This window comes from Micromonospora sp. CNZ309 (assembly GCF_002846525.1).
The window spans coordinates 4,204,874-4,229,902 of record NZ_PJNG01000001.1 but is presented as its reverse complement, the minus strand read 5'-3'; the positions used below and the strand labels follow the sequence as shown (position 1 = coordinate 4,229,902).

Annotated in this window: 19 protein-coding genes and 3 pseudogenes; 10 read left to right on the top strand and 12 right to left on the bottom strand. The window is 73.9% G+C overall.

Features of this window, described 5'->3' with window-relative positions:
* Nucleotides 1-520: 520 nt before the first annotated feature.
* The 7 genes and pseudogenes from CLT72_RS17505 to CLT72_RS17475 form a co-directional block, all read right to left on the bottom strand.
* Nucleotides 521-1,258, bottom strand: coding sequence for a DUF4142 domain-containing protein (locus CLT72_RS17505; RefSeq protein WP_101412755.1), 738 nt, complete (start codon nt 1,256-1,258; stop codon nt 521-523).
* Between the two features lie 196 nt (nt 1,259-1,454).
* Nucleotides 1,455-2,636, bottom strand: a complete 1,182-nt coding sequence (locus tag CLT72_RS17500; protein WP_101412754.1) for an ROK family protein — start codon at nt 2,634-2,636, stop codon at nt 1,455-1,457.
* A 28-nt stretch (nt 2,637-2,664) separates the two neighbouring features.
* Entirely contained in the window at nt 2,665-3,921 is a 1,257-nt protein-coding gene (locus tag CLT72_RS17495; protein WP_101412753.1) for an ABC transporter permease subunit, read from the bottom strand.
* Nucleotides 3,918-4,742, bottom strand: coding sequence for an ATP-binding cassette domain-containing protein (locus CLT72_RS17490; RefSeq protein ID WP_101412752.1), 825 nt, complete (start codon nt 4,740-4,742; stop codon nt 3,918-3,920). The genes CLT72_RS17495 and CLT72_RS17490 overlap by 4 nt, the downstream gene beginning before the upstream one ends.
* A 105-nt stretch (nt 4,743-4,847) precedes the next feature.
* A complete protein-coding gene (locus CLT72_RS17485; RefSeq protein WP_101412751.1) occupies nt 4,848-5,945 on the bottom strand; it encodes a sugar ABC transporter substrate-binding protein in 1,098 nt (365 codons plus the stop codon).
* 194 nt (nt 5,946-6,139) lie between these two features.
* Nucleotides 6,140-6,619, bottom strand: a complete 480-nt coding sequence (ybaK, locus tag CLT72_RS17480; protein ID WP_101412750.1) for a Cys-tRNA(Pro) deacylase — start codon at nt 6,617-6,619, stop codon at nt 6,140-6,142.
* 92 nt (nt 6,620-6,711) lie between these two features.
* Nucleotides 6,712-7,953: pseudogene (locus CLT72_RS17475) on the bottom strand (THUMP-like domain-containing protein); the annotation flags it as partial.
* A gap of 248 nt (nt 7,954-8,201) precedes the next feature.
* On the opposite strand from CLT72_RS17475, the gene groES reads away from it, so the two are divergent.
* The 4 genes and pseudogenes from groES to CLT72_RS32865 all read left to right on the top strand — a co-directional run.
* Nucleotides 8,202-8,516 (top strand): co-chaperone GroES, encoded by a 315-nt coding sequence (gene groES, locus CLT72_RS17470; protein ID WP_018222648.1) that lies wholly within the window; start codon nt 8,202-8,204, stop codon nt 8,514-8,516.
* Nucleotides 8,517-8,586: 70 nt separating this feature from the next.
* Nucleotides 8,587-10,233: a chaperonin GroEL gene (gene groL / locus CLT72_RS17465; RefSeq protein WP_101412748.1), complete on the top strand. Its 1,647-nt coding sequence runs from the start codon at nt 8,587-8,589 to the stop codon at nt 10,231-10,233.
* A 112-nt stretch (nt 10,234-10,345) separates the two neighbouring features.
* Nucleotides 10,346-10,823 (top strand): annotated as a pseudogene (locus tag CLT72_RS32870) (molybdopterin-binding oxidoreductase); the annotation flags it as partial.
* Nucleotides 10,824-10,951: 128 nt separating this feature from the next.
* Nucleotides 10,952-12,019, top strand: a pseudogene (locus CLT72_RS32865) (molybdopterin-dependent oxidoreductase); the annotation flags it as partial.
* A gap of 104 nt (nt 12,020-12,123) precedes the next feature.
* On the opposite strand, the gene CLT72_RS17455 reads toward CLT72_RS32865, so the two are convergent.
* Complete coding sequence (locus tag CLT72_RS17455; protein WP_089003203.1) at nt 12,124-12,507, bottom strand: WhiB family transcriptional regulator; 384 nt, start codon at nt 12,505-12,507, stop codon at nt 12,124-12,126.
* 253 nt (nt 12,508-12,760) lie between these two features.
* Between CLT72_RS17455 and CLT72_RS17450 the strand changes: the two genes are divergently transcribed.
* Nucleotides 12,761-13,585, top strand: coding sequence for a helix-turn-helix transcriptional regulator (locus CLT72_RS17450; RefSeq protein ID WP_101412746.1), 825 nt, complete (start codon nt 12,761-12,763; stop codon nt 13,583-13,585).
* A 79-nt stretch (nt 13,586-13,664) separates the two neighbouring features.
* On the opposite strand, the gene CLT72_RS17445 is transcribed toward CLT72_RS17450, so the two are convergent.
* Nucleotides 13,665-14,075 carry a DUF5319 domain-containing protein gene (locus CLT72_RS17445; protein WP_089003204.1) on the bottom strand — a complete coding sequence of 137 codons (411 nt, stop codon included), beginning with the start codon at nt 14,073-14,075 and terminating at the stop codon, nt 13,665-13,667.
* A gap of 186 nt (nt 14,076-14,261) precedes the next feature.
* On the opposite strand from CLT72_RS17445, the gene guaB reads away from it, so the two are divergent.
* The 4 genes from guaB (at nt 14,262) to CLT72_RS17425 (ending at nt 20,086) form a co-directional block, all read left to right on the top strand.
* Nucleotides 14,262-15,824 carry an IMP dehydrogenase gene (gene guaB, locus CLT72_RS17440; protein WP_101412745.1) on the top strand — a complete coding sequence of 521 codons (1,563 nt, stop codon included), beginning with the start codon at nt 14,262-14,264 and terminating at the stop codon, nt 15,822-15,824.
* A 32-nt stretch (nt 15,825-15,856) separates the two neighbouring features.
* Nucleotides 15,857-16,975: a GuaB3 family IMP dehydrogenase-related protein gene (locus tag CLT72_RS17435; protein ID WP_088998431.1), complete on the top strand. Its 1,119-nt coding sequence runs from the start codon at nt 15,857-15,859 to the stop codon at nt 16,973-16,975.
* A gap of 49 nt (nt 16,976-17,024) precedes the next feature.
* A complete protein-coding gene (locus CLT72_RS17430) occupies nt 17,025-18,437 on the top strand; it encodes a M1 family metallopeptidase (RefSeq protein ID WP_101412744.1) in 1,413 nt (470 codons plus the stop codon).
* A gap of 185 nt (nt 18,438-18,622) precedes the next feature.
* Entirely contained in the window at nt 18,623-20,086 is a 1,464-nt protein-coding gene (locus CLT72_RS17425) for a M1 family metallopeptidase (RefSeq protein WP_101412743.1), read from the top strand.
* A gap of 35 nt (nt 20,087-20,121) precedes the next feature.
* Here the strand turns inward: CLT72_RS17425 and CLT72_RS17420 are convergent, their stop codons facing one another.
* Nucleotides 20,122-21,246: an LCP family glycopolymer transferase gene (locus CLT72_RS17420; protein WP_101412742.1), complete on the bottom strand. Its 1,125-nt coding sequence runs from the start codon at nt 21,244-21,246 to the stop codon at nt 20,122-20,124.
* Nucleotides 21,247-21,381: 135 nt separating this feature from the next.
* On the opposite strand from CLT72_RS17420, the gene CLT72_RS17415 reads away from it, so the two are divergent.
* Complete coding sequence (locus tag CLT72_RS17415; protein ID WP_101412741.1) at nt 21,382-23,079, top strand: GMC family oxidoreductase; 1,698 nt, start codon at nt 21,382-21,384, stop codon at nt 23,077-23,079.
* 18 nt (nt 23,080-23,097) lie between these two features.
* Here the strand turns inward: CLT72_RS17415 and CLT72_RS17410 are convergent, their stop codons facing one another.
* Nucleotides 23,098-24,210, bottom strand: coding sequence for a Brp/Blh family beta-carotene 15,15'-dioxygenase (locus tag CLT72_RS17410; RefSeq protein WP_158242037.1), 1,113 nt, complete (start codon nt 24,208-24,210; stop codon nt 23,098-23,100).
* Nucleotides 24,188-24,886 (bottom strand): bacteriorhodopsin, encoded by a 699-nt coding sequence (locus tag CLT72_RS17405; RefSeq protein WP_101412739.1) that lies wholly within the window; start codon nt 24,884-24,886, stop codon nt 24,188-24,190. The genes CLT72_RS17410 and CLT72_RS17405 overlap by 23 nt, the downstream gene beginning before the upstream one ends.
* Nucleotides 24,887-25,029: the final 143 nt, after the last annotated feature.

Below are 25,029 nucleotides of genomic sequence, written 5' to 3'. Positions count from 1 at the left end.
CGCGCCGCGCCCTGTTCGAGGGCGGGCGGTACAGCGTGGCGCCCCCGGTCCTGCTCATCACGATGGGCGCGCCGTCGCCGAGCGGGGACGCGCGAAGTGCTTGGCGGGTGCACCCGTGCCGGGACCCGCGCTGATTCCCGAGCAGGACTGCCACGACTACCGAAAGTGACGAAGCCGAGGAGAGGCATCGCCCTCACACAGGGTAGTCACTTTTTGTCGGCCTCAAGGACACGACAGGCAACGCTCTCGACGTGGTCCCCGCTGACCAGCAGTTTCTTCTCAGCGCTGTCGAGCAGGCTGACACCCCTCACGCTCCCTTTGCTCTGCAGCCACCGACGCACCAGCCACCGCGCGTAGTCGGTGCGTGGATGGCTGCAGAGCAAAGGGGGCGAGGAGGGTGGTCGGTGGCGACGCCGACACGCCCGGGACGACTACTCACGGTCACGCCGGTGGTCGTCGTCTCGTCGGCGACGCGCGCGGTCGTCGGCCCGCCACACGACGGGCGGCGGCCGGGCGGCGGTCAGGTGCGGCGCAGGATGCGGTACGTGGCGACGCCGCCCGTGCCGAGGGCGGCGAGGAAGACCAGCCAGACCACCGTGCTGCTGACCCCGATCGGCGGGCCGGAGTTGGCGGAGGCGGCGGCGAGCAGGCCGTCTTCGCCGGGGGCGGGCAGGGCGGCCGGCGGCAGTTCCGGCCAGCGCACCAGTCCGGTGCTCTCCAGCATCTGCATGTGGTGCAGGACGAAGCGGTTGGCGTCGTCGGCGAGCTGGCGGATCACCGGGTCGCGGGTGCTGGCGCGGACCGCTCCGATGACGGGGAAGATCTTGCCATGGGCGACCCGGAGCCGGGTGACGAAAAGCTGGTCGAAGCGGGCGCCGGAGGCGTTCTGCATCTCCGTCAGCCAGCCCTTCTGCTCGGCGGTCGGGTCGCTCGGGATGCTCGCCCCGAGCTTGTTGGCCGCCTCGACCGTCAGCCGGTCCAGTTCCTCGTGCTCGGTGGCGATGCCGGCGCCGATCTCGCGTACCTTCGGGCTCTGCCCCTTCTCGGCGGCCATCTGCCCGGCCGGCATCTCCCAGAGCCCCGCCAGGCGCACCCCGTTGAGCAGGGCGGCGTCGGCCGCGTTGAGCTGCTGACCGCCCGGCGTGGCGACGGCCACGCCGGGTAGCGGGCCGAGCCCGGCGGCGACGGCGACGAGCAGCACCGCCAGGCGGAGACTCCGGTGTCCGCGCGGGCGACGGGCGGATCTGAGCGGTGCCATGTCCGTGGTGCCTCCTCGGTCCGGTCCGAAACGGGTCCGGGCCGGGCGACGCTGCGCCCTCGCCCGTCCGCGCACTGGTACGGACGGGCCGACCGATCGGTTCACCGGACCGGCCCCGCCGCGCTTCCGGGCCGAGGGCGGAACGGCACCCAGGGCCGAGGGCGGAACGGCACCGCCGGGCCGGGGGCGGGACCGGTCAGCCGGCGTCGAGGGGGTCGGCGAGCAGGCGTTCGAAGGCCAGCTCGGCGGCGCCGATCAGGGCCGCGTCGTCGCCGAGTTTCGGAGTACGCAGTCGGACGTGCTCCAGGCAGGCGGGCAGGGCGACCGAGTTGAGCCGGCTGCGCACCTGGGCCGCCGACGCGAGGTAGAGGTCCCGCATGCCGCCGCCGAAGATGACCATCTCCGGGTTGAAGATGTTCACCAGGTTGGCCACCCCGAAGCCGAGCCAGTCGCCGGCCTGGCGTACCGCCGTCTGTGCCCGCAGGTCGCCCCGGTCGGCGGCGTCGAAGACGGCCAGCAGCGCGTCGCGGCCCCGCGCGTCGGAGCGGCCGGCCGCCCGCAGCAGCGCGTACTCCCCGATCTCGGTCTCCCAGCAACCCCGGGAGCCGCACTCGCAGGGCGTGCCGTCCCGGACGACCACCATGTGGCCGACCTCGCCGCCGTAGCCGCCGTGCCCGGTCAGCCGGCGCCCGCCGGCGATGATGCCGGCGCCGACGCCCACGTCCCCGTACAGGTAGATGACGTTGTCGCAGCCGGCGGCCGCGCCCCGGGCGTGCTCGGCGAAGGCCGCCACGTCGGCCACGTTGCCCACGGTTACGGTCACGTCGCAGCCCAGCTCGGCGCCGAGCGCGGCGCCGATCGGCTCGTCCACCCATCCGGTGGTCGGGCCCAGCCGGACCAGCCCGTCGTCGCGCCGGACCATGCCGCAGACGGCGACGCCCGCGCCGACGCAGACGGCGTCCGCCGGCGCGCTCTGCTGCATCTCCTTGACCGCCCCGGCCAGCAGCGGGGCGGCCTCCGCGGCGGTCAGACCGCGGGGGCGGTCAAGCTCCCGGCGGTCGAGCACCGCGCCGCCCAGACCGATCCGCGCGGCCCGCAGCCGGTCCACCTCGATGCTGTACGCGTACGCGTGCACCCGGTCCGACTCGGGCCGGACGACCAGCGACGGTCGTCCGGCCCGGCCGGTCTCCTTCGGCGTCCCCTCGCTGACCAGCCCGGCGCCGGCAAGGTCGGCGGTCAGCGCGCCGATGGTGCTGCGGTTGAGCCCCAGCGCGGTGGTCAGCTCGGCGCGGGTGGTGGCCCCGTGCACGTGCACGTAGCGCAGCAACGCGCCCAGGTTCTGCCGACGGATCTCGTCCTGGCTCGGTCCTGCGCGCATCGCCGTCGTCACTCCCGGTGCCGCGGGGTCAACGGTTGCCGGTGGAGGTGGACCGCCGGCGGGAGAACGCGTCCACGCTCGCGGCGAGCAGCAGCACCACGCCGGTGACCACGTACTTCACCCCCGAGCTGTATCCCATCAGGCCCATCCCGTTGTCGATGACCGCGACGACCGCGCCCCCCAGGACGGCGTCGAGCACCCGGCCCTTGCCGCCGAAGAGGCTGGTGCCGCCGATGACCGCCGCGCCGACCGCGTAGAGCAGTACGTTACTGCCACCCGTGTTGGGGTCCACCGAGTTGGCCCGGCTCGCGGCGACGATGCCGCCGACGGCCGCCATCGAGGAGCAGATCACGAAGACCGAGATGCGGATGCGGTCCACGTTGATGCCGGCCCGGCGCGCCGCCTCCTTGTTGCCGCCCACCGCGTAGACGTGCCGGCCGTAGCTGGTGCGCTGGAGCACGAAGGTCCAGACGACCAGCAGCACCGCGATGATCGGCACCACGATCGGCACGCCCTTGAGCGAGCTGATCACGACGTTGCGGCTGCGCTCCAGGTTGAGGATGAACACGGCGACGCCGAGGATGAGCGCCAGCCCGCCGATGCGGGCGAGGACCACCGCGACCGGGTCGGTCACCAGGCCCCGGGCGGCCCGCGTACGGTGCCGGACCAGCTGCACGGCCGCGTAGCCGACGACCGCCACGGCGGCCAGCAGCCAGCCCAGGACGGGCGGGAGGTTGCGGTTGGCGATGGCCACCAGCACCTCGTCGCGGACGGCGATGTTGGTGCCCTCCTCCATCAGCATCAGCACGATGCCCTGGAAGGCGAGGAACCCGGCGAGGGTCACCACGAAGGACGGGATGCCGATCTTCGCGACGAGGAAGCCGAGGGTGGTGCCGATCGCCACGCCGGTGACGATCGCGGCGAGCACGGCCACGTACCACGGGTAGCCGAGCACGGTGACCACGTTGGCGAGGATGGCGGCGCAGACCCCGCTGGCGAAGCCGGCGGAGAGGTCGATCTCGCCGAGCAGCAGGACGAAGACCAGCCCCATGGCGATCAGCGTGACGGCGGCGCCCTGGGTGAACAGGTTGGCGAAGTTGCCGGCGGTGAGGAACGACGGCCGCATGATCGAGAAGACCGTGCAGAGCACGACCAGGCCGAGTACGGCGGGCAGCGCCCCGATGTCGCCGCCACGGACCCGGCCGACGTAGTTGCGGACGTGGCTGGCGAGGGTGGCCGGCGGTGTGACGGCCGCCGGGCCGTCCTTGTGCACGACGGTGGTCATCGGACGCCTCCTGAGTTGCTGCCGGTCGGCCCCGCGCCGTGCCCGTTGCCGCCGTTGGTCGGCTCGGCGGCGAGCCCGAGCCCGCCGGAGCGACCGGCGGTGATCAGCTCGACCACCTGCGAGTGGGTGATGTCGGTGGTCTTCACCTGGGCGACCATCTGGCCGAGGTAGAGCGCGGCGATCCGGTCGGAGACGGCGAAGACGTCGTTCATGTTGTGCGAGATGAGCACCACGGCCAGGCCGTTGTCGGCGAGGCGGCGGACCAGTTCCAGCACCTGTGCGGTCTGCGCGACGCCGAGCGCGGCGGTGGGCTCGTCGAGGATGACGAGCCGGCTGTTCCAGAGCACGGCCTTGGCGATCGCCACGGTCTGCCGCTGGCCGCCGGAGAGGCTGGAGACGTGCTGCCGCAGCGACTTGACGGTCCGTACGCTCAGCCCGGCGAGGGTGTCGGCGGCCATCTGTTCCATGGTCGGCTCGTCGAGCACGATGCCGCTGCGCTTCTCCCGGCCGAGGAACATGTTCTGCACGATGTCGAGGTTGTCGCAGAGCGCGAGGTCCTGGTAGACGACCTCGATGCCGAGCGCCGCGGCGTCGCGGGGGCTGTTGATGGTCACCGGCCGGCCGTCGAAGCGGAACTCGCCGGCGTCGCTGGGGTGGATGCCGCTGATGCACTTGACGAGGGTCGACTTGCCGGCGCCGTTGTCGCCGACCAGCGCGGTCACCTCGCCCGGGTGGGCGGTGAAGGCGACGTCGCGCAGGACCTGGACGGGACCGAAGCTCTTGTCGATCCCGCGTAGTTCCAGCAGGGGGGTTGCGGACACGGGGGCTCCTTCAGGGGGAGGGAAGGTCTCGGATCCCGTCCGGCGCGAACCGCCGCCCGGCACAGGGTCCGTGCCGGGCGGCGTGCGCGTGGAATCGGGTACGGGTCAGCTGATGCCGGCGTCGGCGCAGAGCTTGGCGTACGCCCCGGCGCAGACCTCGTCCTTGGTGACGAAGCCGTCGGCGATGACGTCCTTGACGTTCTCCTTGAAGATCAGCTTCGGGGTCAGCAGCACCGCCGGGACGTCCCGGCCGCCCTCCGGGTCCTTGACCGTCTGGCTGGTCTCCTTCTTCTCACCCTTGGCCACCGCGATGGCCAGGTCCGAGGCGGCCTTCGCCTCGTCCCGGATCGCCTTGTAGACGGTCATGCACTGGTCGCCGGCGAGGATGTTCTGCAGGCCCTGCGGGGTGGCGTCCTGGCCGGTCACCGGGACCTTGCCGTTGAGCTTGTTCTTCTTCAGCACCGAGATGGCCGCGTTGCCGAGGCCGTCGTTGGCGGCGAGCACACCGTCGATCTTGCCGCGCTGCTGGGTGAGCATCTGCTCGAAGATCGTGGCCGCCTGGGCGTTGTCCCACTCCGGCACGTTCTGGTCCGGGCCCTTGGTGTACTCCTTCGAGTCGAACTTCGGCTTGAGCACCGAGTCGTACCCGTTCTTGAACAGCGTGGCGTTGTTGTCGGTCGGGGAGCCGTTCAGGTAGGCCACGACCGGGTTCTTGGCACCCTTGTCGGTCAGGCACTTGCTCAGGCCCTCGCCCTGGAGCTTGCCGACGGCCTCGTTGTCGAAGCTGACGTAGTAGGTGGCCGAGCCGCCCAGCGTCAGCCGGTCGTAGTCGATGGTCGCCACGCCCTGGGACTTCGCCTTGTCCAGGACGGCCTTGCCGGTGCCGGAGTCCAGGTTGACGATCATCAGGGCGGTGACGCCGTTGGTGATCATCTGGTCGGCGATGGTCTGGAAGGCGCTCTTGTCGCCCTGGGCGTTCTGGATGTCGTACTCGACGCCGGCGGCCTCGAACGCCTCCGTCAGGAACTTGCGGTCGGCGCCCTCCCAGCGGGCGGAGGACTTGCTGTCCGGAAGGATCACGCCGATCTTCGGCTTCTTCTCGGAGGAGCCGCCGGCGTCGGAGCCGGAGTCGTCGCCGCAGGCGGCCATGCTGCCGGTGGCCAGCAGGCCCACGGCGGCGAAGGTGAGGAAGCCCTTGCGCATCTGCAGGGTCCTTTCGGGGGTGGGGGATGATGTTGTTTTGTTGTGTCCGGCAACGTATTCCGCGTCACGCCGTGGGCACAAGACCACCGAGGTCGCGAGTTTGTTGTCGGCAGTAACAATTCAGCAACGTCCCTGACACCTGGCCGACGTGCACCGGGGGAGCGCTTTCCCGCCGCGCGCCGGAGCGGCGCAGCTCAGTGGGCGGCCAGCGGGGCCGTGGCCGCCCCGGTGAGCGCCACCAGATCCTGCGGGGCGAGCTGGAGCTGGAGCCCGCGCCGGCCCGCCGAGACGTAGACGGTGGGATGGTCGAGCGCCGACGAGTCGAGCACGGTGGGCAGCCGCCGCCGCTGCCCGAGCGGGCTGATCCCGCCGCGTACGTAGCCGGTGGCCCGTTCGGCCACCGCCCGGTCGGCCATGGTGGCCCGCTTGCCACCGACGGCCGCGGCGAGCGCCTTGAGGTCCAGCTCGCCCGTGACCGGCACGACCGCCACCGTCAGCGCGCCGTCGACCTCGGCGACCAGCGACTTGAACACCCGCTCCGGCGGCACCCCCAGCGCCGCCGCGACCAGCGCGCCGTAGTGGGGCGCGTCCGGCGAGACGTCGTACGGATGGGTGCTGTGCGGCACCTTCCGCTTCGTCAGCAGCGCGGTCGCCGGAGTGCCCTGTCCCGCCATGACGGTCAAGCTAACCCGCTGTCGCCCGACCCGCGACCCGAAACGGCCGGGCGGTCGACACCCGCGCCGGCCCCGGTCGCGCGCTACCCGGCCGGGCGGCAGACGAGCACGGTCGGCGCCCCGGCGACCCGGGTCAGCACCAGGCTGGCCGGCTCGTCCCCGGCCAGCCGCAGGTCCCGCCGGAGCTTCTCCGGCTCCAGCGCCGACCCGCGCTTGAGGATCTCCACCCGCCCGACCCGACGCTCCCGCAGCAGCGACCGCAGCCGCTTGAGCGAGAACGGCAGCACGTCGGTGACCTCCAGGCAGCGGGCGAACGGCGTCGGCGTCGGGGCGTCCGTGTAGAGGTAGGCGATGCTCGGGTCGGCCAGCGTCGCGCCCAGGACGTCCGCCAGCTCCGCGACCAGGTGCGCGCGGACGACCGCCGGGTCCGGGTCGTACAGGAAGCGGCGCGGCGGGCCGACGGCGGCCTCGGCGGCGCCGGAGCCGGTCAGCTGGTGGCAGCCGCCGGGGTCGGTCGGTCGACCGGAGGCCTCCGCCGCCGCGCCGGGGGTGCCGGCCGGAAGCCCTGCCCTGCCGCGCAACACGGTGGCGCAGCGGGGAACCCGCGCCAACTCGCCGCACCACAGGGCCGCCTCGACCAGGTCGCCGTCGACGCTCACCCACTCGGCCTCCGCGCCCGCCGGGACGAGCGCGTGGTCGATGCCGGGGGCCACCTTCACGACCGTGTGCGGCACCCGCTCGGCCAGCCCGACCACGAAGTCCCAGGGCGGGGAGTAGGCGTTGGGGTCGAAGATCCGCCGTCCGGTGCCCGCCCTGCGCCGCGCCGGGTCGCAGAACACCCCGTCGACCCGGCCGACGTCGAACGCGGTGGCGTCGCCGCACTCCACGGTGAACAGTTCGGCCAGCCCGGCCGCCTCGGCGTTCGCGGCGGCCATCGCGGCGGTCACCGGGTCGGCCTCCACGCCGTACACCCGGATGCCGGCGCGGGCGGCGGCGAGCGCGTCCGCGCCGAGGCCGCAGCCGAGGTCGGCGAGGGTGCGCACCCCGGCGGCCCGCAGCCGCTCGGCCCGCCGTGCCGCGACGACGCCCCGGGTGGCCTGCTCCAGCCCGGGCCGGGTGAGGAACATGCGCGCCGCGGCCGGCCCGAACTTGCCGACCGCCCGGCGGCGCAGTTCGGCCTGGGTGAGGGCGGCCGACGCCAGGTTGGCCGGCAGCCCCGTCGAGCGGAGCGCGGCCGCCGCGGTCAGCGGGTCGCCGCCGGCCACCCGCGCGGCGGCGTCGAGCGCGGCCGACCCCTCGGGCGTACGCAGGGCGGCGAGCTGGTCGAGATCCACCCGGTCATTGTGGTCGTCGGACCCGACGCGCCGGGCGGCGGGTTGGCACTCTCCTTGACGGAGTGCCAGCCGAGGAATAGCCTGCGATTAGCACTCTCACCCCGAGGGTGCCAGCTTCCGGGCCTCGTGCCTGGGCGCTGAACGCCAGGCGGACCGGCACCCGCGACGACGGCCCCGCCCGGTGGCATGTGGCAGATTGACGCTGGCCGGCTTGCCGGTCGGTAACGAAACCAGTACCCCAGGAGGGTATGCCCGTGACTACCGCGACCAAGGTTGCGATCAAGCCGCTCGAGGACCGGATCGTGGTCCAGGCGAACGAGGCTGAGACCACCACGGCGTCGGGCATCGTGATCCCCGACACCGCCAAGGAGAAGCCGCAGGAGGGCACCGTCCTCGCTGTCGGCCCGGGCCGGATCGACGACAAGGGCAACCGCGTGCCGATCGACGTCAAGGTCGGCGACACCGTCCTTTACTCGAAGTACGGCGGCACCGAGGTCAAGTACGCCGGCGAGGAGTACCTGGTGCTCTCCGCCCGCGACGTCCTCGCGGTCATCGAGAAGTAAGCAACCGATCAGTGTCGTCGCCCCGGTCCGGCTCGCCGGGCCGGGGCGACGTCGCTTCGAAGGGACATTCATGGCGAAGATCCTGAGCTTCTCGGACGACGCCCGGCACCTGCTCGAGCACGGTGTCAACGCCCTCGCTGACGCGGTCAAGGTCACCCTCGGCCCGCGCGGGCGCAACGTCGTCCTGGACAAGAAGTTCGGTGTGCCCACGATCACCAACGACGGCGTGACCATCGCCAAGGAGATCGAGCTCACCAACCCCTACGAGAACCTCGGTGCGCAGCTGGTCAAGGAGGTGGCGACCAAGACCAACGACGTCGCCGGCGACGGGACCACCACCGCCACCGTGCTGGCCCAGGCGATGGTCCGCGAGGGCCTGCGCAACGTCACGGCCGGCGCCAACCCGGCCGGCCTCAAGCGGGGCATCGACGCGGCGGCCGCCAAGGTCTCCGAGGCGCTGCTCGGCCGCGCGGTCGACGTCGCCGACAAGAAGTCGATCGCGCACGTCGCGACGATCTCCGCGCAGGACGCCACGATCGGCGAGCTGATCGCCGAGGCGATGGAGAAGGTCGGCCGCGACGGCGTCATCACCGTCGAGGAGGGCTCCGCCCTGCACACCGAACTGGACGTGACCGAGGGTCTCCAGTTCGACAAGGGCTTCATCTCGCCGAACTTCGTCACCGACATGGAGTCGCAGGAGTCGGTCCTGGAGGACCCGTACATCCTGATCACGACCCAGAAGATCTCGGCGATCGAGGAGCTGCTGCCGCTGCTGGAGAAGGTCCTCCAGAACAGCAAGCCGCTGCTGATCATCGCCGAGGACGTCGACGGCCAGGCGCTGTCGACGCTGGTGGTCAACTCGATCCGCAAGACCCTCAAGGTCTGCGCGGTCAAGGCCCCCGGCTTCGGTGACCGGCGCAAGGCGATGCTCCAGGACATGGCGATCCTCACCGGCGCCGAGCTGGTCGCGCCCGAGCTGGGCTACAAGCTCGACCAGGTGGGCCTGGAGGTGCTCGGCACCGCCCGGCGCGTCGTGGTCGACAAGGAGAACACCACGGTCGTCGACGGTGGCGGCAAGTCCAGCGAGGTCGCCGACCGGGTCGCGCAGATCCGCAAGGAGATCGAGGCCTCGGACTCCGACTGGGACCGCGAGAAGCTCGCCGAGCGGCTGGCCAAGCTCTCCGGCGGCATCGCGGTCATCAAGGTCGGCGCCGCGACCGAGGTCGAGATGAAGGAGCGCAAGCACCGCATCGAGGACGCGATCGCCGCCACCAAGGCCGCGGTCGAGGAGGGCACCGTCCCGGGCGGCGGCGCCGCACTGGTGCAGATCCTGCCGGCGCTAGACGACGACCTCGGCTTCACCGGCGACGAGAAGGTCGGCGTCTCGATCGTGCGCAAGGCGCTTGTCGAGCCGCTGCGCTGGATCGCCCAGAACGCCGGCCACGACGGCTACGTCGTCGTGAACAAGGTCGCCGGCAAGGAGTGGGGCCACGGCCTCGACGCCGCCACCGGCGAGTACGTCGACCTGGCGAAGGCCGGCATCCTCGACCCGGTGAAGGTGACCCGCAACGCGGTCACCAACGCCGCGTCGATCGCCGGCCTGCTGCTCACCACGGAGAGCCTCGTGGTGGAGAAGCCGGAGAAGGCCGAGCCGGCCGCCGCCGGTGGGCACGGCCACAGCCACGGTCACGGCCACCAGCACGGCCCGGGCTTCTGACCCTCGCCGTACGCCTCGTCGGGGCGCACCGTCCGCGTGACGGTGCGCCCCGACGCCCTTGCGGGCGCCGGCGCGACTACCGGCCGGCCGGTGCATCGGAAACACTGGCCCGATGAGCAGCACGACGCGCGGCTACGCCGCCCTGGCCGGGGTCACCGCCGCCGCGGTGGCGATCGGCTGCGCCGAACTGGTGGCGGTGCTGACCGGCCCCCGTTCGGCGCCACTGGTCGCCGTCGGGGGGCTCGTGGTCGACACGGTGCCCGAGCCGCTCAAGCAGCTCGGCATCGCCCTCTTCGGCACGTACGACAAGATCGCCCTGCTGGTCGGGACGGGCCTGCTGCTCGCCGCCTCCGCCGCGCTGCTCGGCGTGCTGTCCCGGCGCCGGCTGGCGATCGGCCTCGCCGGCATCGCCGCCTTCGCGGCCCTCGGTGTGGCCGCCGCCGTGACCCGGGCGGGCGCCGGGCCCGCCGACGCGCTGCCCTCGCTGCTCGGCGCGGGGCTCGGCGCGGCGGTGCTCTGGGCCTTCGTCGCCGGCCCGCTCGAACTCGACCCGTGGCCCTGGTCCCCGCCGACGCCGCCGGCCGCCGAGGACCCGCCGCCGTCCACCGCCTCGTCCACGAGCCCGGCCACCTCGGCCGCGCCGCCCACGAGCCCGTCCGTCGGGGCACCGCCGCCGACCGCCGCCGGGGCGCCCCCGCCGCCGTCGGAGCCCGGCGACCCGGCGTCGCGGCGGCGGTTCCTGACCGGGGCCGGGGTGCTGGTCGGCGCGGCCGGGGTGGCCGGGCTGGGCGGTCGCTGGCTCGCCGGCCGGCGGGGCGTGTCGGCGGCCCGGGAGGCCGTCGTGCTGCCCGCCCCGGTGGTACCCGCCCCGGCGGTGCCGGCGGGGGCGGACCTGTCGCTGACCCAGCTCGCGCCCTACGTCACGCCGAACCTCGGCTTCTACCGGATCGACACCGCGCTGGTGGTGCCGCAGGTGGACCCGCAGACGTGGCGGCTGCGCATCCACGGCCGGGTACGCAACGAGATCGAGCTGAGCTTCGCCGACCTGCTCGCCCGCCCGATGGTCGAGCGGTACGTCACCCTCGCCTGCGTCTCCAACGAGGTGGGTGGGGACCTCGTGGGCAACGCGCGCTGGCTGGGCGTGCCGATCCGGGAACTGCTCGACGAGGCGGAGCCGCAGGAGGGCGCCGACCAGGTCGTCGGCCGCTCGGTGGACGGCTGGACCTGCGGCACGCCGACCGCCGTGCTCCGGGACGGGCGCGACGCGCTGCTGGCGGTGGGGATGAACGGCGAGCCACTGCCGGTGGAGCACGGCTTCCCGGCGCGGATGGTGGTGCCCGGCCTGTACGGGTACGTGTCGGCCTGCAAGTGGATCACCGAGCTGGAGCTGACCAGCTTCGCGGATTTCGACGCGTACTGGGTGCCGCGCGGCTGGTCGGCGCAGGGACCCGTGAAGACCCAGTCGCGCATCGACACGCCCCGCCCGCGCAACCGGCTCACCGCCGGTGCCGTCACCGTGGCCGGGGTGGCCTGGGCGCAGCACCGCGGCATCAGCCGCGTCGAGGTACGCGTCGACGACGGGCCGTGGCGCGAGGCGGAGCTGGCGCCCGTGGTCTCCGTGGACACCTGGGTCCAGTGGTCGTGGCGGTGGGACGCCACGCCGGGGGAGCACACCCTCACCGTCCGGGCGGCCGACGTCACCGGCGAGACGCAGACCGGGCGGCGGCAGGCGGTCGCCCCGGACGGCGCCACCGGCTGGCACACCGTCACCGTCACGGTGCGCTGAGCGCCCGGAGGCCTGACGGGGCGGTGCCGGCCCGGCCGGGAACGCCGCGACGCCGCGCCCCGGGTAGGGACGCGGCGTCGGTGTGGTCTTCGCAGGCTGGCGGCTCAGGCGATCTTGCGCTGGGCGGGGACGGTCGACCGGTGCGGCTGGCCCAGTCGGGCCTCCAGCCGGGCCACGTCCACCCTGCTCTGCCGGCGGTCGGCCAGGTCCTCCCAGCCGACGGCGAGCAGACGCAGCCGCTCCGACTCGCTGAACCCGCCCCACACGCCGTACGGCTCGCGGACGGCGAGGGCGTGGGCGGCGCACTCGGCCCGTACGGGGCAGGCGCGGCAGACGGCCTTGGCACCGGACTCCCGGCGCAGGCGGGACGAACCGCGCTCGCCGTCCGGGTGGAAGAACTGCGCGCTGTCCCGGCCCCGGCAGGCACCGAGCCGCTGCCAGTCCCAGAGGTCGACGATGGGTCCGGGCAGTCTGCGTACGTTCGACATCAGCACCCCTCCTCCCGCGCGGCACCGCGCAGATCCTGGTGAATCGGCGTCCGGGCGACGGTCCGCGCAGGCGCGCCGTTTCCGGCCTGGAGCCTGGAGTACCCGGGCGGTCGCCGGCTCACACACCTGTGATCGAAAACTTCCGGCAACTGGTGGCATATGCCCCACTTGTCGGAAAAGTTCGGAGGATTGCCGGAACCCCCTCGCGACCCGACCCGGTCATGGTCTGCTCTTGGGCGGAGAGGAGACCACTGTGCGTACGGTTCTCGTGTGCGTTCGGACACCGCTCGCGGCGCAACATCTCGCGTCCGCGGCGGCACGGCTCGGTTTGTCCGCCGTGGTGCGGACGGCCGTCTCCGATCCCGAGGTGATGTTGCGGCTGGCCGAGCGCCCGGCCGACGTGGTGCTCGCGGACACCGCCCTCACCCGCCCGGACAGCGCGGGCTTCGTCCGGCGGGTGCTCGCCCGCGCGCCGCAGGCCTCCGTGCTGCTGCTCGGCACGGAGGAGTCCGAGGCGGCCGCGGCCACGATCAGCGCGGGCGCCCGGGGCCTGATCCAGGGCGTCGACCACGACCTGACCAGCGCGGTCGCCAAGGCCCTGCTGCTGCTCTCCGCACCCGGACGGTCGGCCCGGCGCGCGGTAACCGACCCGGCCCGGGACACCGCCGCGGTCGGCGGTCCCACCCGGGCCGCGACGGCCAAGCGCCCGCCGGCCGAGCCCGGCCCCACCTGGTCGGCGACGTCCCCCGACGGCTCCGGCGGCGCGCCGACCGTGGTGCCGGCGCAGCGCGGCGACGACCCCGCCGAGGCCGCCGACGAGCCGGCCGAGGCCGCGCCCACGGGACGGCGGGGCGGGCCCGGTCAGCGCGGCGGCCGGTCCCAGGTCGGGCTGACCGAACGCGAGCTCCAGGTGCTGCTGGGCATGGCGGAGGGCAAGAGCAACGCCGAGATCGGCCGCGAGTTGTTCGTCTCGGAGGACACCGTGAAGACCCACGCCCGCCGGCTGTTCCGCAAGCTCGGCGCCCGCGACCGCGCGCACGCCGTGGCGGCCGGCTTCCGCGCCGGCCTGGTGGCCTGAGCCGTACGGCCCGCCGGAAGGCCCGGCGCGCGGAGAGCCGGGGGCGGGCTGAACCCACCCGATGCGGCCCCGGCCCGCCTCAGCGTTCGGCGTCGGGCTCCTCGTCGGTGCCCTCGGTCAGCGTGTCGTGCACCCCGTCGGCGTAGCCGCGCGCGTAGTCCCAGGTGACGTAGTGGTCCGGGTCGGGGTCGTAGGCCGGCTCGTGCACCCGGGGGCGCCCCGAGCTGAGCAGGTGGCGCAGGTTGCCCCGCAGCAGGTCCCAGTCGAAGTAGTGCGGCTCCCGGCAGTCCTCGCACTCGATGACCAGCCCGCGCACCCCGATCGGCGCCAACAGCGCCTGGTAGATCTCCAGGTCGGCGAGATCCTCCAGCACGTCCTGTCGCTCGACGTCGGTCAGCGGGTCGAGTGGGGCGTCGTCGCCCGGATCGTGCAGGCCGGCTGCCGGATCGGCCGGGTCGCCGTTGAAGGGGTCGATGGGCTCGTCGTGCACCCCCTCACCGTAGACCCAACGCCGGGGCCGCGTCCGCCCCCGGCTACCGGTGACCTGGGCCGCCACCGGCCGGGGACGGCCCGGGCCGGTGGGTACGATGGGACGACGCGCCCGTCACCCGGCGTGTGCCGGTGCCCGCCCGCGCCACCTCGCTGAAGCCCGTCCGAGCAGCTCAGGGGAGCAATCGTGGAATTTTCGCCCAGCACCGATCTTCCGGCCGGCGCCGACAGCGGCGAGCTGGGCGGCCACCTGCCGGAGCTGCCCGCCGGCTCCGCCCGGGTGGTCCCGCTCGGGTTGACCTTCGACGACGTGCTGCTCCAGCCGGGCGAGTCGGACGTGGTGCCCAGCCGGGTCAACACCGTGACGAAGCTGACCCGCAACATCGACCTGTCGATCCCGCTGCTCTCCAGCGCCATGGACACGGTGACCGAGGCCCGGATGGCGATCGCCATGGCCCGCCAGGGCGGCATCGGCGTACTGCACCGCAACCTCTCCCTGGAGGACCAGGCGCTCCAGGTCGACCTGGTGAAGCGCTCCGAGTCCGGCATGATCACCAACCCGGTGACCGCCAGCCCCGACGACACGCTGCGCGACGTCGACTCCCTCTGCGGGCGCTACCGCATCTCCGGCGTGCCCGTCGTGGACGGCGAGGGTCAGCTGGTCGGCATCGTCACCAACCGCGACATGCGGTTCGTCTCCGACCCGGCCACCCCGGTCCACCAGATCATGACCCGCACCCCGCTGGTCACCGCCCCGGTCGGGGTGAGCAAGGACGACGCCCTCGACCTGCTGCGCCGCCACAAGGTCGAGAAGCTGCCGATCGTCGACGACTCGGGCCGGCTGCGCGGGCTGATCACGGTCAAGGACTTCACCAAGAGCGAGCAGTACCCGAACGCCACCAAGGACGACGCCGGCCGGCTGCGGGTCGCCGCCGCCGTGGGCGTGGGCGACGACGCGTACAAGCGGGCCCGGGCGCTGGTCGACGCGGGCGTCGACGTGCTGATCGTGGACACCGCCCACGGCCACCAGCGGGCCGTGCTGGACATGGTCCGTCAGCTCAAGAAGGACGTGACGATCGACATCGTCGGCGGCAACGTCGCCACCTACGCCGGCGCGAAGGCGCTGGTCGAGGCGGGCGCCGACGGCGTGAAGGTCGGCGTCGGCCCGGGCGCGATCTGCACCACGCGCATCGTCGCCGGCGTGGGCGTACCGCAGATCACCGCGATCATGGAGGCCGCGCGGGCCGCACGGCCGGCCGGCGTCCCGGTGATCGGCGACGGCGGCATTCAATACTCGGGCGACATCGCCAAGGCGCTCGTCGCGGGCGCCGACACGGTGATGCTCGGCAGCCTGCTGGCCGGCTGCGAGGAGAGCCCCGGCGAGCTGATCTTCATCAACGGCAAGCAGTACAAGGCCTACCGGGGCATGGGCTCGCTCGGCGCGATGCAGTCCCGGGGCCAGGGCAAGTCCTACTCGAAGGACCGCTACTTCCAGCAGGACGTGCTGGCGGAGGACAAGCTGGTCCCCGAGGGCGTGGAGGGCCAGGTGCCCTACCGGGGCCCGCTGTCCGCGGTCGCCCACCAGCTCACCGGCGGGCTGCGCGCGGCGATGGGCTACGTCGGCGCGGAGAGCATTCCCGAGCTGCACCGCCGCGGTCAGCTCATCCGGATCACGGCGGCCGGGCTCAAGGAGAGCCACCCGCACGACATCCAGATGACGGTCGAGGCGCCCAACTACCACTCCCGCTGACCATCCCCCCCCTGCGACAACTGGAGTCCCCCATGCGTGACGTGGTCGAGATCGGGCTGGGCAAGACCGCGCAGCGCGGCTACCACCTGGACGACATCGCCATCGTGCCGAGCCGCCGGACCCGGGACGTCGACGACGTCTCCACCGCCTGGCAGCTCGACGCGTACCAGTTCGGCATCCCCTGCGTCGGGCACCCCTCGGACGCGACGATGAGCCCGGCCTCCGCCGTCCGGCTCGGCCAGCTGGGCGGTCTCGGCGTGCTCAACGTCGAGGGCCTGTGGACCCGCTACGAGAACCCGACCAAGGTCCTGGAGGAGCTGTCCGGGCTCGACGAGGACGCCCGCACCACCAAGCGGCTCCAGGAGGTGTACGCGGAGCCGATCCGCCCCGACCTGATCGCCGAGCGGGTGCGCGAGCTGCGCGCCGGCGGCGGCACGGTGGCGGTGCGGGTCTCCCCGCAGCACACCCTGGCGCTGGCCCCGGTGATCCTCGACGCCGGCGTGGACATCCTGGTCATCCAGGGCACCATCGTCTCCGCCGAGCACGTCTCGACCACCGACGAGCCGCTCAACCTCAAGGAGTTCATCGCCGACCTGGACCTCCCGGTCGTCGTGGGCGGCTGCACCGACTACAAGACCGCGCTGCACCTGATGCGTACGGGCGCGGCCGGCGTGATCGTCGGCATCGGCGGCGACGAGTGGTCCACCACCGAGTCGGTGCTGGGCATCCGGGTGCCGATGGCGACCGCCATCGCCGACGCGGCGGCCGCCCGCCGGGACTACCTCGACGAGACCGGTGGCCGGTACGTGCACCTGATCGCCGACGGCGACATCCAGACCTCGGGCGACATCGCCAAGGCCCTCGGCTGCGGCGCCGACGCGGTGATGCTCGGCGAGCCGCTGTCGCTCTGCGCCGAGGCGCCGGCCGGCGGCGCCTGGTGGCACTCCGCCGCCAGCCACCCGTCGCTGCCCCGGGGGGCGTTCGAGACCGCCGGCGATCCGCTCGGCTCGATGGAGCAGCTGCTCTTCGGCCCGGCCGACGAGCCGGACGGCCAGCTCAACCTCTTCGGCGGCCTGCGCCGCGCGATGGCCAAGTGCGGCTACCGCGACCTCAAGGAGTTCCAGAAGGTCGGCCTGGTCCTCGACCGCTGACCTGCGCAAGCAGCACCACCCGCACCGGCCGCGCCGATAGGCTCGGCCGGTGCGTCGCACCCGCCGTCGGATCCGTCCCGCGCTCGCCGTCGCCGTCGTCGCGGCGCTGGTGTTCGCGGCCTGCACCGACGGCGGCGACGGGCGGGGCGACTTCCGGCCGGGAGCGGCCGACCTCGCCGACCCGTACGTGCCGGGGGCCGGCAACGGCGGCTACGACGTCGCGGGCTACCGCCTCGCCGTGCGCTACGACCCGGCGACCGACCGGCTCTCCGGGCGGGCCACGCTCACGGCCACCGCGACCGCGGCGCTGTCCCGGTTCAACCTGGATCTCGCCGGGCTGGACGTGTCGAGGGTGGCCGTCGACGGCCGGCCGGCCGGGTCCGCCCGCGACGGCGACGAGCTGGTGGTCACCCCGCGCGGCGGGCTCTCCCGGGACGCCCGGTTCACCGTCGAGGTGGACTACTCCGGCGTGCCGGCGGCGAAGACCGACGGGCAGCTCGGCAGCGGCGGCTTCCTGCACACCGCCGACGGCGCGATCGCGCTCGGCCAGCCCTGGTCGGCGGCCACCTGGTTCCCGGTCAACGACCACCCGTCCGACAAGGCCACGTACGACATCGAGGTGACCGTCCCGGAGGGGCTGGCCGCGCTGAGCAACGGGGTGCCGGGGGAGAGGACGAGCGCCGACGGCTGGACGACCTGGCGCTGGGCCGAGCGGGCGCCGATGGCCAGCTACCTGACGACCCTGGTGATCGGCGACTACCGGGTGCGCAGCGGCACGCACGCCGGCAGGCCGATGGTCACGGCGGTGCCGGCGAGCCTGCCGGCGACCGGGCCGGAGGCCGCCTCGCTGGCCCGCACCGGCGAGATCGCCGACTTCCTGGCCACCCGGTTCGGGCCGTACCCGTTCGACTCCTACGGCGGCGTCGTGGTCACCGACCCCCGGATCGGCTACGCGCTGGAGACCCAGTCGCGGCCGGTCTACGGGCCGGGCTTCTTCCGCAGCGGGCGGCCCAACCTGGGCGTCGTCGCGCACGAGCTGGCCCACCAGTGGTTCGGCAACAGCGTGGCGCTGAGCCGGTGGAGCGACATCTGGCTCAACGAGGGCTTCGCCAGCTACGCGGAGTGGCTGTGGGAGGAGCACGACGGCGGTCGCACCGCGCAGCGCACCTTCGAGCTGGAGTACGCCGCCACCGACTGGTCCCGCCCGTCCGTCGACCCGGGACGGTCCCGGTTGTTCGGGGCGGCCGTGTACAAGCGCGGCGCGCTGGCCGTGCACGCGCTGCGCCGTATGGTCGGCGACGACACGTTCTTCCGCATCCTGCGGACCTGGACCACCGAGCGACGCGACGGCAACGCCACCACCGACGACCTGGTCGCGCTGGCCGAGCGGGTCGCCGGGAGGCCCCTGCGCCCGGTCTTCGACGCCTGGCTCGTCGGCGGCACCGCCCCCGCGCTGCCCTGAGCCGGGCGGGCAGGGTCCGGGCCTCCGGCGACGCTCGGTAGGCTGCCGCCGGACCCCGGCGCCGCACCGCCCGGTTCGCGCCGGCCGCCTCCGCGCCGCCGGCCCGGGCGGGCGGCACCCGCCGGGCGCGGGTCCGCTAGGGCGTGGCCGGTGGGGCAGCCGGCGGCGCAGGGAGGGGCGAGGCGATGACGCTGTCGCGGCGGACGCTGTGTGCGGGCACCGGCCTGCTGCTGGCCGGGACGCTCGGGCTGACCGCGTGCGGGTCGGCCGGCGAGCCGACGCCGGCACCGACCCCGGCCGCCGCCTCGCCCGGCGCGTCGCGCCAGTTCAGCCCAGGGGCGGCCGGCGCGGGCGACGAGTACTTCCCGACCTACGGCAACGGCGGCTACGACGTCAGCCGCTACACCGTCAAGGTGCGCTACGACCCGGCGGAGGACCGCCTGAGCGGAACCACCACCGTGCAGGCGGCGGCGACCAGCGACCTGTCCGCGTTCAACCTGGACCTGGCCGGGCTGACCGTGCGGTCCGTGACGGTGGACGGGACCCCGGCGAAGCACGGCCGCAAGGGCGACGAGCTGGTCGTCACGCCGGCCCGCGGCCTGATCGCCGGCAACGGCTTCGTCGCCGAGATCGTGTACGAGGGCGAGCCGGAGCCGCTGCGCAACGAGGCCCTCGGCGTCGGTGGCTTCCTGCACACCGAGGACGGGGCCATCGCCCTCGGGCAGCCCGAGTCGGCGAGCACCTGGTTCCCGGTCAACGACCACCCCTCGGACAAGGCCACGTACGACTTCGAGATCACCGTGCCGGAGGGGTTGACGGCGGTCAGCAACGGCGTGCCGGCGGGGAAGAGCACGACCGGCGGCTGGACCACCTGGAAGTGGGCCGAGCGCAGCCCGATGGCGAGCTACCTGAGCACCGTGGTCATCGGCAGGTTCCGGATCACCGAGGGTGAGCACAAGGGACGGCCGGTGTTCCACGCGGTCACCACGGACCTGCCGAAGGGCGCGGCGGACCGGTCGATCGCCGGCACGGTCGAGGTGGCCGACTACCTGGAGAGCGTGTTCGGGCCGTACCCGGTCGGAGCGTACGGCGGCGTGGTGGTCGCCGACGACCGGATCCGGTACGCGCTGGAGACGCAGAGCCGCCCGGTCTACGGCGCGAGCTTCTTCTCCCAGGGCGAGAACACGGGCGTGGTGGCCCACGAGCTGGCGCACCAGTGGTTCGGCAACAGCGTGTCGCTGGCGAAGTGGCAGGACATCTGGCTCAACGAGGGCCTGGCCACGTACGCGGAGTGGCTGTGGGCCGAGCACGACGGCGGGCGTACCGCCCAGCAGGCGTTCGACGCCCGCTACGCCGGCTCGTCCGGCCAGGTGTGGCGTACGCCGCCGGGCGAGCCGGGGGCGGAGAACCTGTTCAGCGAGTCGGTCTACCAGCGCGGTGGCATGACGGTGCACGCCCTGCGGGTGGCCGTCGGCGACAAGGCGTTCTTCGAGATCCTGAAGACCTGGGCGGCGCAGAAGCGCGACGCGAACGCGACCACGGCCGAGTTCGTCGCGCTGGCCGAGCGGGTCTCGGGTGAGCAGCTCGACGACCTCTTCGGGGCGTGGCTGTACGGCACCCAGCGCCCCGAGCGCCCCGAGCGCCGGTGACGGTGCCGGCCCGCCCCGAGCGCCGGTGAAGGCGGTCAGCGCGTGATGCGCAGCTTCGGGTTGGCGGCCAGGTAGGCGTCCGCCCGGCCGGCGCGCAGCTCGGTGAGGAACTTCCGCCCCGTCGACGTGAGTTCCTCGCCCCGGTAGGCGCTGCCCCGGCCCACGCCCGCGCCGGGCAGGTCGACCAGCACGAACCTCTCCGGTGTGAGCCCGCCGAGGGCGTACGCCACGTCGACGACGCGCGGCCCGCCCGCGTAGACCAGGGTGTCACCGAGCGCGTCGACCACCTGCTGGACGCGTTCCGGCTGCCGGGCCAGGTTCTCGTCGAGGATCTTCGTGGCCATCGCCTTGATCAGTTGCTGCTGGTGGCGCTGCCGGGCGTAGCCGCCGCCGGTGACGTAGCGCTGCCGCGCGTAGTCCAGCGCCTGCCAGCCGGTGAGGTGCCGCTCGCCCTTCTCGTACACCATCTGCGGACCGACGTAGCCGCCGCCGCCCGGCGCGGGCTCCCGGTGCCGGCCGTCGGGGCGCCGGTGCAGCGAGACCACCCGCTGGTCGATGTAGAGGTCCACCCCGCCGAGGCTGTCCACGAGCCGGTCGAAGCCGTTGAAGGTGAGCACCGCGCCGGCGTCGAAGCGCAGCCCGGTGTAGCCGCTGACCGTGCTGCGCAGCAGCTCGTACCCCTGGGTGGTGCTCGGCTGCTTGGGCTTGCCGGGCACCCGGCTGCCGTAGCTCATCGCGTGGGTGAGCTTGGTCTTCCCGCCGCGGTAGCCGGCCTTCGGGAAGGCCGGGATGTCGACCAGCAGGTCGCGGGGGAGGGAGAAGAGGTACGCGCGGTCGAGACCCTTCGGCACGTGCAGCACCAGTACGGCGTCGCCGTGCGGCTCCCAGCCCGGCACGCTGACCCGGGTGTCCACCCCGACGAGCAGGAGGTTGAGCGGGCCGGTGATGCCGGCGCCCGGCGGCACGGTCGGGCTCGGGCTCGGCGTGGGGCTCGCCTGCGGTGTCCCGGTGGCACCCGTCGGCCCGGCGCCGCGCTGCGGTCCGTCGTCGCGGACGAGCCGGGTCACCACCAGCGTGCCCACGGCCACCAGGACCACGGCCGCGAGGACGGCCAGCCCCAGCATCCAGCGCGGGCGTGGTGCCCCTGTCCGCTCCGTCATGCGACACCCCCGTGTTGACAACGTCCGGACGGGGGCACCGAGTTGCGGGCGGGCGCCTCCGGATCGCGGACCGCGTGCATGATCCCGCGAAAACGGGCGCTGGCGCGATGGCTACCGAGCGGTAATGATGCGGTCATGCGGTACGACGTGCTCGTCATCGGGTCCGGCTTCGGCGGCAGCGTCACCGCGCTGCGGCTGGCGGAGAAGGGCTACTCCGTCGGGGTGCTGGAGGCCGGCCGGCGCTTCGCCGACGACGAGTTCCCGCAGACCTCCTGGCGGCTGCGGCGGTTCCTGTGGGCGCCGCGCCTCGGCTGCTTTGGCCTCCAGCGGCTCACCCTGCTGCGCCCGGCCGACCGGAAGGCCGGCGGTGGCGTGCTGGTGCTCTCCGGCGCCGGGGTCGGCGGCGGCTCGCTGGTCTACGCCAACACGCTCTACGAGCCGCTGGACGCCTTCTACGACGACCCGCATTGGCGGGACGTCACCGACTGGCGCGACGAGCTTGCCCGCCACTACGACCAGGCGAAGCGGATGCTCGGCGCCACCACGTACCCGCTGGTCACCCGCGCGGACCGGGCGATGCGGGCGGTGGCCGACCGGATGGGGGTGGGGCACACCTACCACGCCACCCCGGTCGGCGTGTTCATCGGCAGTCCCGGCCGGCGGGCCGCCGACCCGTACTTCGGCGGCGCGGGGCCGGAGCGCACCGGCTGCACGCACTGCGGGGGGTGCATGACCGGCTGCCGGCAGGGCGCGAAGAACACGCTGGTCAAGAACTACCTGTGGCTGGCCGAGCGGCTGGGCGCGCGGGTGCACCCGCTGACCACGGTCACCGCCGTGCGCCCGGTCGACGGCGGCGGGTACGCGGTGCACACCGTGCGCACCGGGGCGTGGCTGCGTACGCGGCGGCAGGTGATCCACGCCGACCAGGTCGTCTTCGCCGCCGGCGCGCTGGGCACCCAGCGCCTGCTGCACTCGATGCGGGCGGAGGGTGCGCTGCCCGCGCTCTCACCCCGCCTCGGCGAGCTGACCCGGACCAACTCCGAGGCGATCCTGGGCGCCTCGGTGCCCCGCCGCCGGGCCCGCGAGCAGGGGCTGGACTTCACCGAGGGGGTGGCGATCACCAGCTCGTTCCACCCCGACCCGCAGACCCACATCGAGCCGGTCCGCTACGGGCGGGGCTCCAACGCGATGGGGCTGCTCCAGTCGCTGCTGGTCGACGGCGGGCCGCACCGGGTACGCCGCTGGCTGGGGACCCTGCTACGTCAGCCCGGCACGGCGGCCCGGCTGGCCTCGGTACGCGGCTGGTCGGAGCGTACGGTGATCGCCCTGGTCATGCAGTCGGCGGACAACTCGCTGACCACCCGGCTGCGACGGGGTCTGCTCGGCCGGCGCCTGGTTTCCGGGCCGGGGCACGGCGCGCCCAACCCGACCTGGATCCCGGCCGGCAACGAGGCGGCGCGCCTGCTGGCCGAGGAGATCGGCGGTACGCCCGGCGGCGCGCTGACCGAGCCGTTCGACATCCCGCTGACCGCGCACCTTCTGGGCGGGGCGGTGATCGGCGCCACCCCGGCCGACGGCGTCGTCGACCCGTGGCACCGGGTGTTCGGCCACCCGGGGCTGCACGTGGTCGACGGGGCGGCGGTGTCGGCGAACCTCGGGGTGAACCCGTCGCTGACCATCACCGCCCAGGCGGAGCGGGCGATGTCGTTCTGGCCCAACAAGGGCGAGCCGGACCCGCGACCGCCCGTGGGCTCGCCGTACCGTCGCCTGCCCCCGGTGCCGCCGCGCCACCCCGCCGTCCCCCCGGACGCCCCGGGCGCCCTGCGGACGTGACCAGAGCCCGACGCCCGGTCAACTGCGGCGCCGGATGCCCCGGCGGGGGAGCAGCCCGCCACCCGCCCGGCTCGGGGGCCCGGATCCGCGTCGGTCCGTCCAGGCGACCAGCGCCGCGTGCGGGAGGGTCAGCGCGGCCAGCACGGCGAACGTCGCGGGCAGCGGGTCCGCCCGGTGGCCGGGCCAGGTGACCAGGGCGATCAGCGCGACGACGGCGAGCACCGTGGGAGTCGCGGCCTGTCGGGCGAAGCGACGCAGCGGCGGTCCGACCCGTCCGGTCGCCAGGTCGGCCGTGTTGCGCGGGTCGTGCCGCAGCAACCGGGCGACGTGGCGGAGGGAGTGCCAGAGCGCGAAGTACGCACCGATGGCCAGGGCCGGCGGCACGGTGCCGAACAGTGCGACGAGGAGGACGGGTTCGACCGCGTCGCGGGTGCGTCCGGCGCGCAGGTCCCGGCTCACGGTGAGCACGACCGCGCACAGCACGGTGGCCAACGCCAGTGCCCGCACCTCGACGGCGATCAGGCCCGGGACCCGAGGGGAGACGGCGGCCAGCACCGGGTCGACCTGGTCCCGCCAGAGCGCCAACGGAACGACCACCGGCGGTCCGCCGTAGGCGAGCGTGGCGGCCACCGCCACGCGGACGGGCCGCCGGTCCCGCTCGGCGTGGAACGCGACGTCGGCGCTGCCGAAGTGGACGACGGACACCACGAGGAACCCGACCAGCGCCAGGTCCGGCGCGGCCCGGAAGGCCACCAGCCCGGCGCCGGCCACGGCGGTGTAGACCACCAGCAGCGCCACGCGCGCCGGCAGCGGCCGGGCGCGCGCCGACAGCCAGGCGGGCACGAGATGGTCGACCGCGCCGTGCGGGAGCCCGAGGAGCAGCGCCGCGATCAGGAAGGCCGGCGAGCCGGCGAGCCCGGCGGCGCCGATCAGCGGCGCCAGCGCCAGCAGCCCGCCGAGCGCGAGCTGCGAGGCGGTCCCGGCACCTCGCAGCAGCAGGTCCGGCTGCTGCGCCGGCGCCCCGGTTCCGTACGCCGTCGACGGTCGGCGCCGGGGACGGGCCCGGTCCTGGGCCACCGGCACCGGAGGGGCGACGCCCCTGGCCGGCTCAGGCGACGGTGAGGTGACCACGGTCGGACAGGGTGCGTAGCCGGCTGAGATCGACGATGCTCCAGCCCACCTTCGACAGGATGGACAGCCCGACGAAGAGCATGCTCGTGGTGGTGGAACCGAGCAGACCGACCCCGGACGGGCCGAGGAGCCAGAACAGCGGGTAACCGGCCCAGAGCACGCTGAGCAGAAGGGCGGCCTCCGTGTAGACGGCCGCGATCCGTTCCGGCTGGCGGTGGGCGTGGGCGCGCAGCGGTCCCCAGACCAGGGCGTAGACCGCGAGCAGGGCCAGCATCCCGATCGCGTACAGGCCGTAGCGGGTTGCGGCGTTCGCGGTGAGATCGGCTGCCAGGCCGCTGAGGATCACCACCACGTTCGCCCCGACGAGGGCGGTCATCAACCGCCAACGGCGTCCGGGCAGGGCGTGCGTCCCGGTCAGCATCAGGGCCACCAGCAGCAGCGGGGCGGTGACCACCCAGTCGACGTAGCGCGCCCAGTAGACCGTGTGGCCGGCCACCTCCGCCCGCCCGCCGCCGAGGGCCATGACGAGATACCAGAAGCCGGACCAGAGCGGGATCGCGATCGCCACCCGGTACTCGCTGCGCGGGACTCCCCGCGGGTCCGCGCGCCACCGGCGGAACAGCAGGACCCCGCCCGCCATGGCGGCCACGTACGTCCACAGCCACCACTCGGTCATGTCCGCTCCTCGGCCGGTTCTGGGGGCCCGCGCCCTCCGGGCCGCTTGTGGCGGCCCGGAGGTGAGCGGGGCGCCGCTGCCGGCACGCCGGTGGAGATCTCGTTCGGGAGTCCGGTGCCGGCTGGCACAGATAACCTATACGC

Excerpts from the sequence above, each read along its gene's own strand:
- CLT72_RS17505 (WP_101412755.1), bottom strand. The coding sequence starts at position 1,258 with ATGGCACCGCTCAGATCCGCCCGTCGCCCGCGCGGACACCGGAGTCTC.
- CLT72_RS17500 (WP_101412754.1), bottom strand. The coding sequence starts at position 2,636 with ATGCGCGCAGGACCGAGCCAGGACGAGATCCGTCGGCAGAACCTGGGC.
- CLT72_RS17495 (WP_101412753.1), bottom strand. The coding sequence starts at position 3,921 with ATGACCACCGTCGTGCACAAGGACGGCCCGGCGGCCGTCACACCGCCG.
- CLT72_RS17485 (WP_101412751.1), bottom strand. The coding sequence starts at position 5,945 with ATGCGCAAGGGCTTCCTCACCTTCGCCGCCGTGGGCCTGCTGGCCACC.
- ybaK (WP_101412750.1), bottom strand. The coding sequence starts at position 6,619 with ATGGCGGGACAGGGCACTCCGGCGACCGCGCTGCTGACGAAGCGGAAG.
- groES (WP_018222648.1), top strand. The coding sequence starts at position 8,202 with ATGCCCGTGACTACCGCGACCAAGGTTGCGATCAAGCCGCTCGAGGAC.
- groL (WP_101412748.1), top strand. The coding sequence starts at position 8,587 with ATGGCGAAGATCCTGAGCTTCTCGGACGACGCCCGGCACCTGCTCGAG.
- CLT72_RS17455 (WP_089003203.1), bottom strand. The coding sequence starts at position 12,507 with ATGTCGAACGTACGCAGACTGCCCGGACCCATCGTCGACCTCTGGGAC.
- CLT72_RS17435 (WP_088998431.1), top strand. The coding sequence starts at position 15,857 with ATGCGTGACGTGGTCGAGATCGGGCTGGGCAAGACCGCGCAGCGCGGC.
- CLT72_RS17425 (WP_101412743.1), top strand. The coding sequence starts at position 18,623 with ATGACGCTGTCGCGGCGGACGCTGTGTGCGGGCACCGGCCTGCTGCTG.
- CLT72_RS17420 (WP_101412742.1), bottom strand. The coding sequence starts at position 21,246 with ATGACGGAGCGGACAGGGGCACCACGCCCGCGCTGGATGCTGGGGCTG.
- CLT72_RS17415 (WP_101412741.1), top strand. The coding sequence starts at position 21,382 with ATGCGGTACGACGTGCTCGTCATCGGGTCCGGCTTCGGCGGCAGCGTC.
- CLT72_RS17405 (WP_101412739.1), bottom strand. The coding sequence starts at position 24,886 with ATGACCGAGTGGTGGCTGTGGACGTACGTGGCCGCCATGGCGGGCGGG.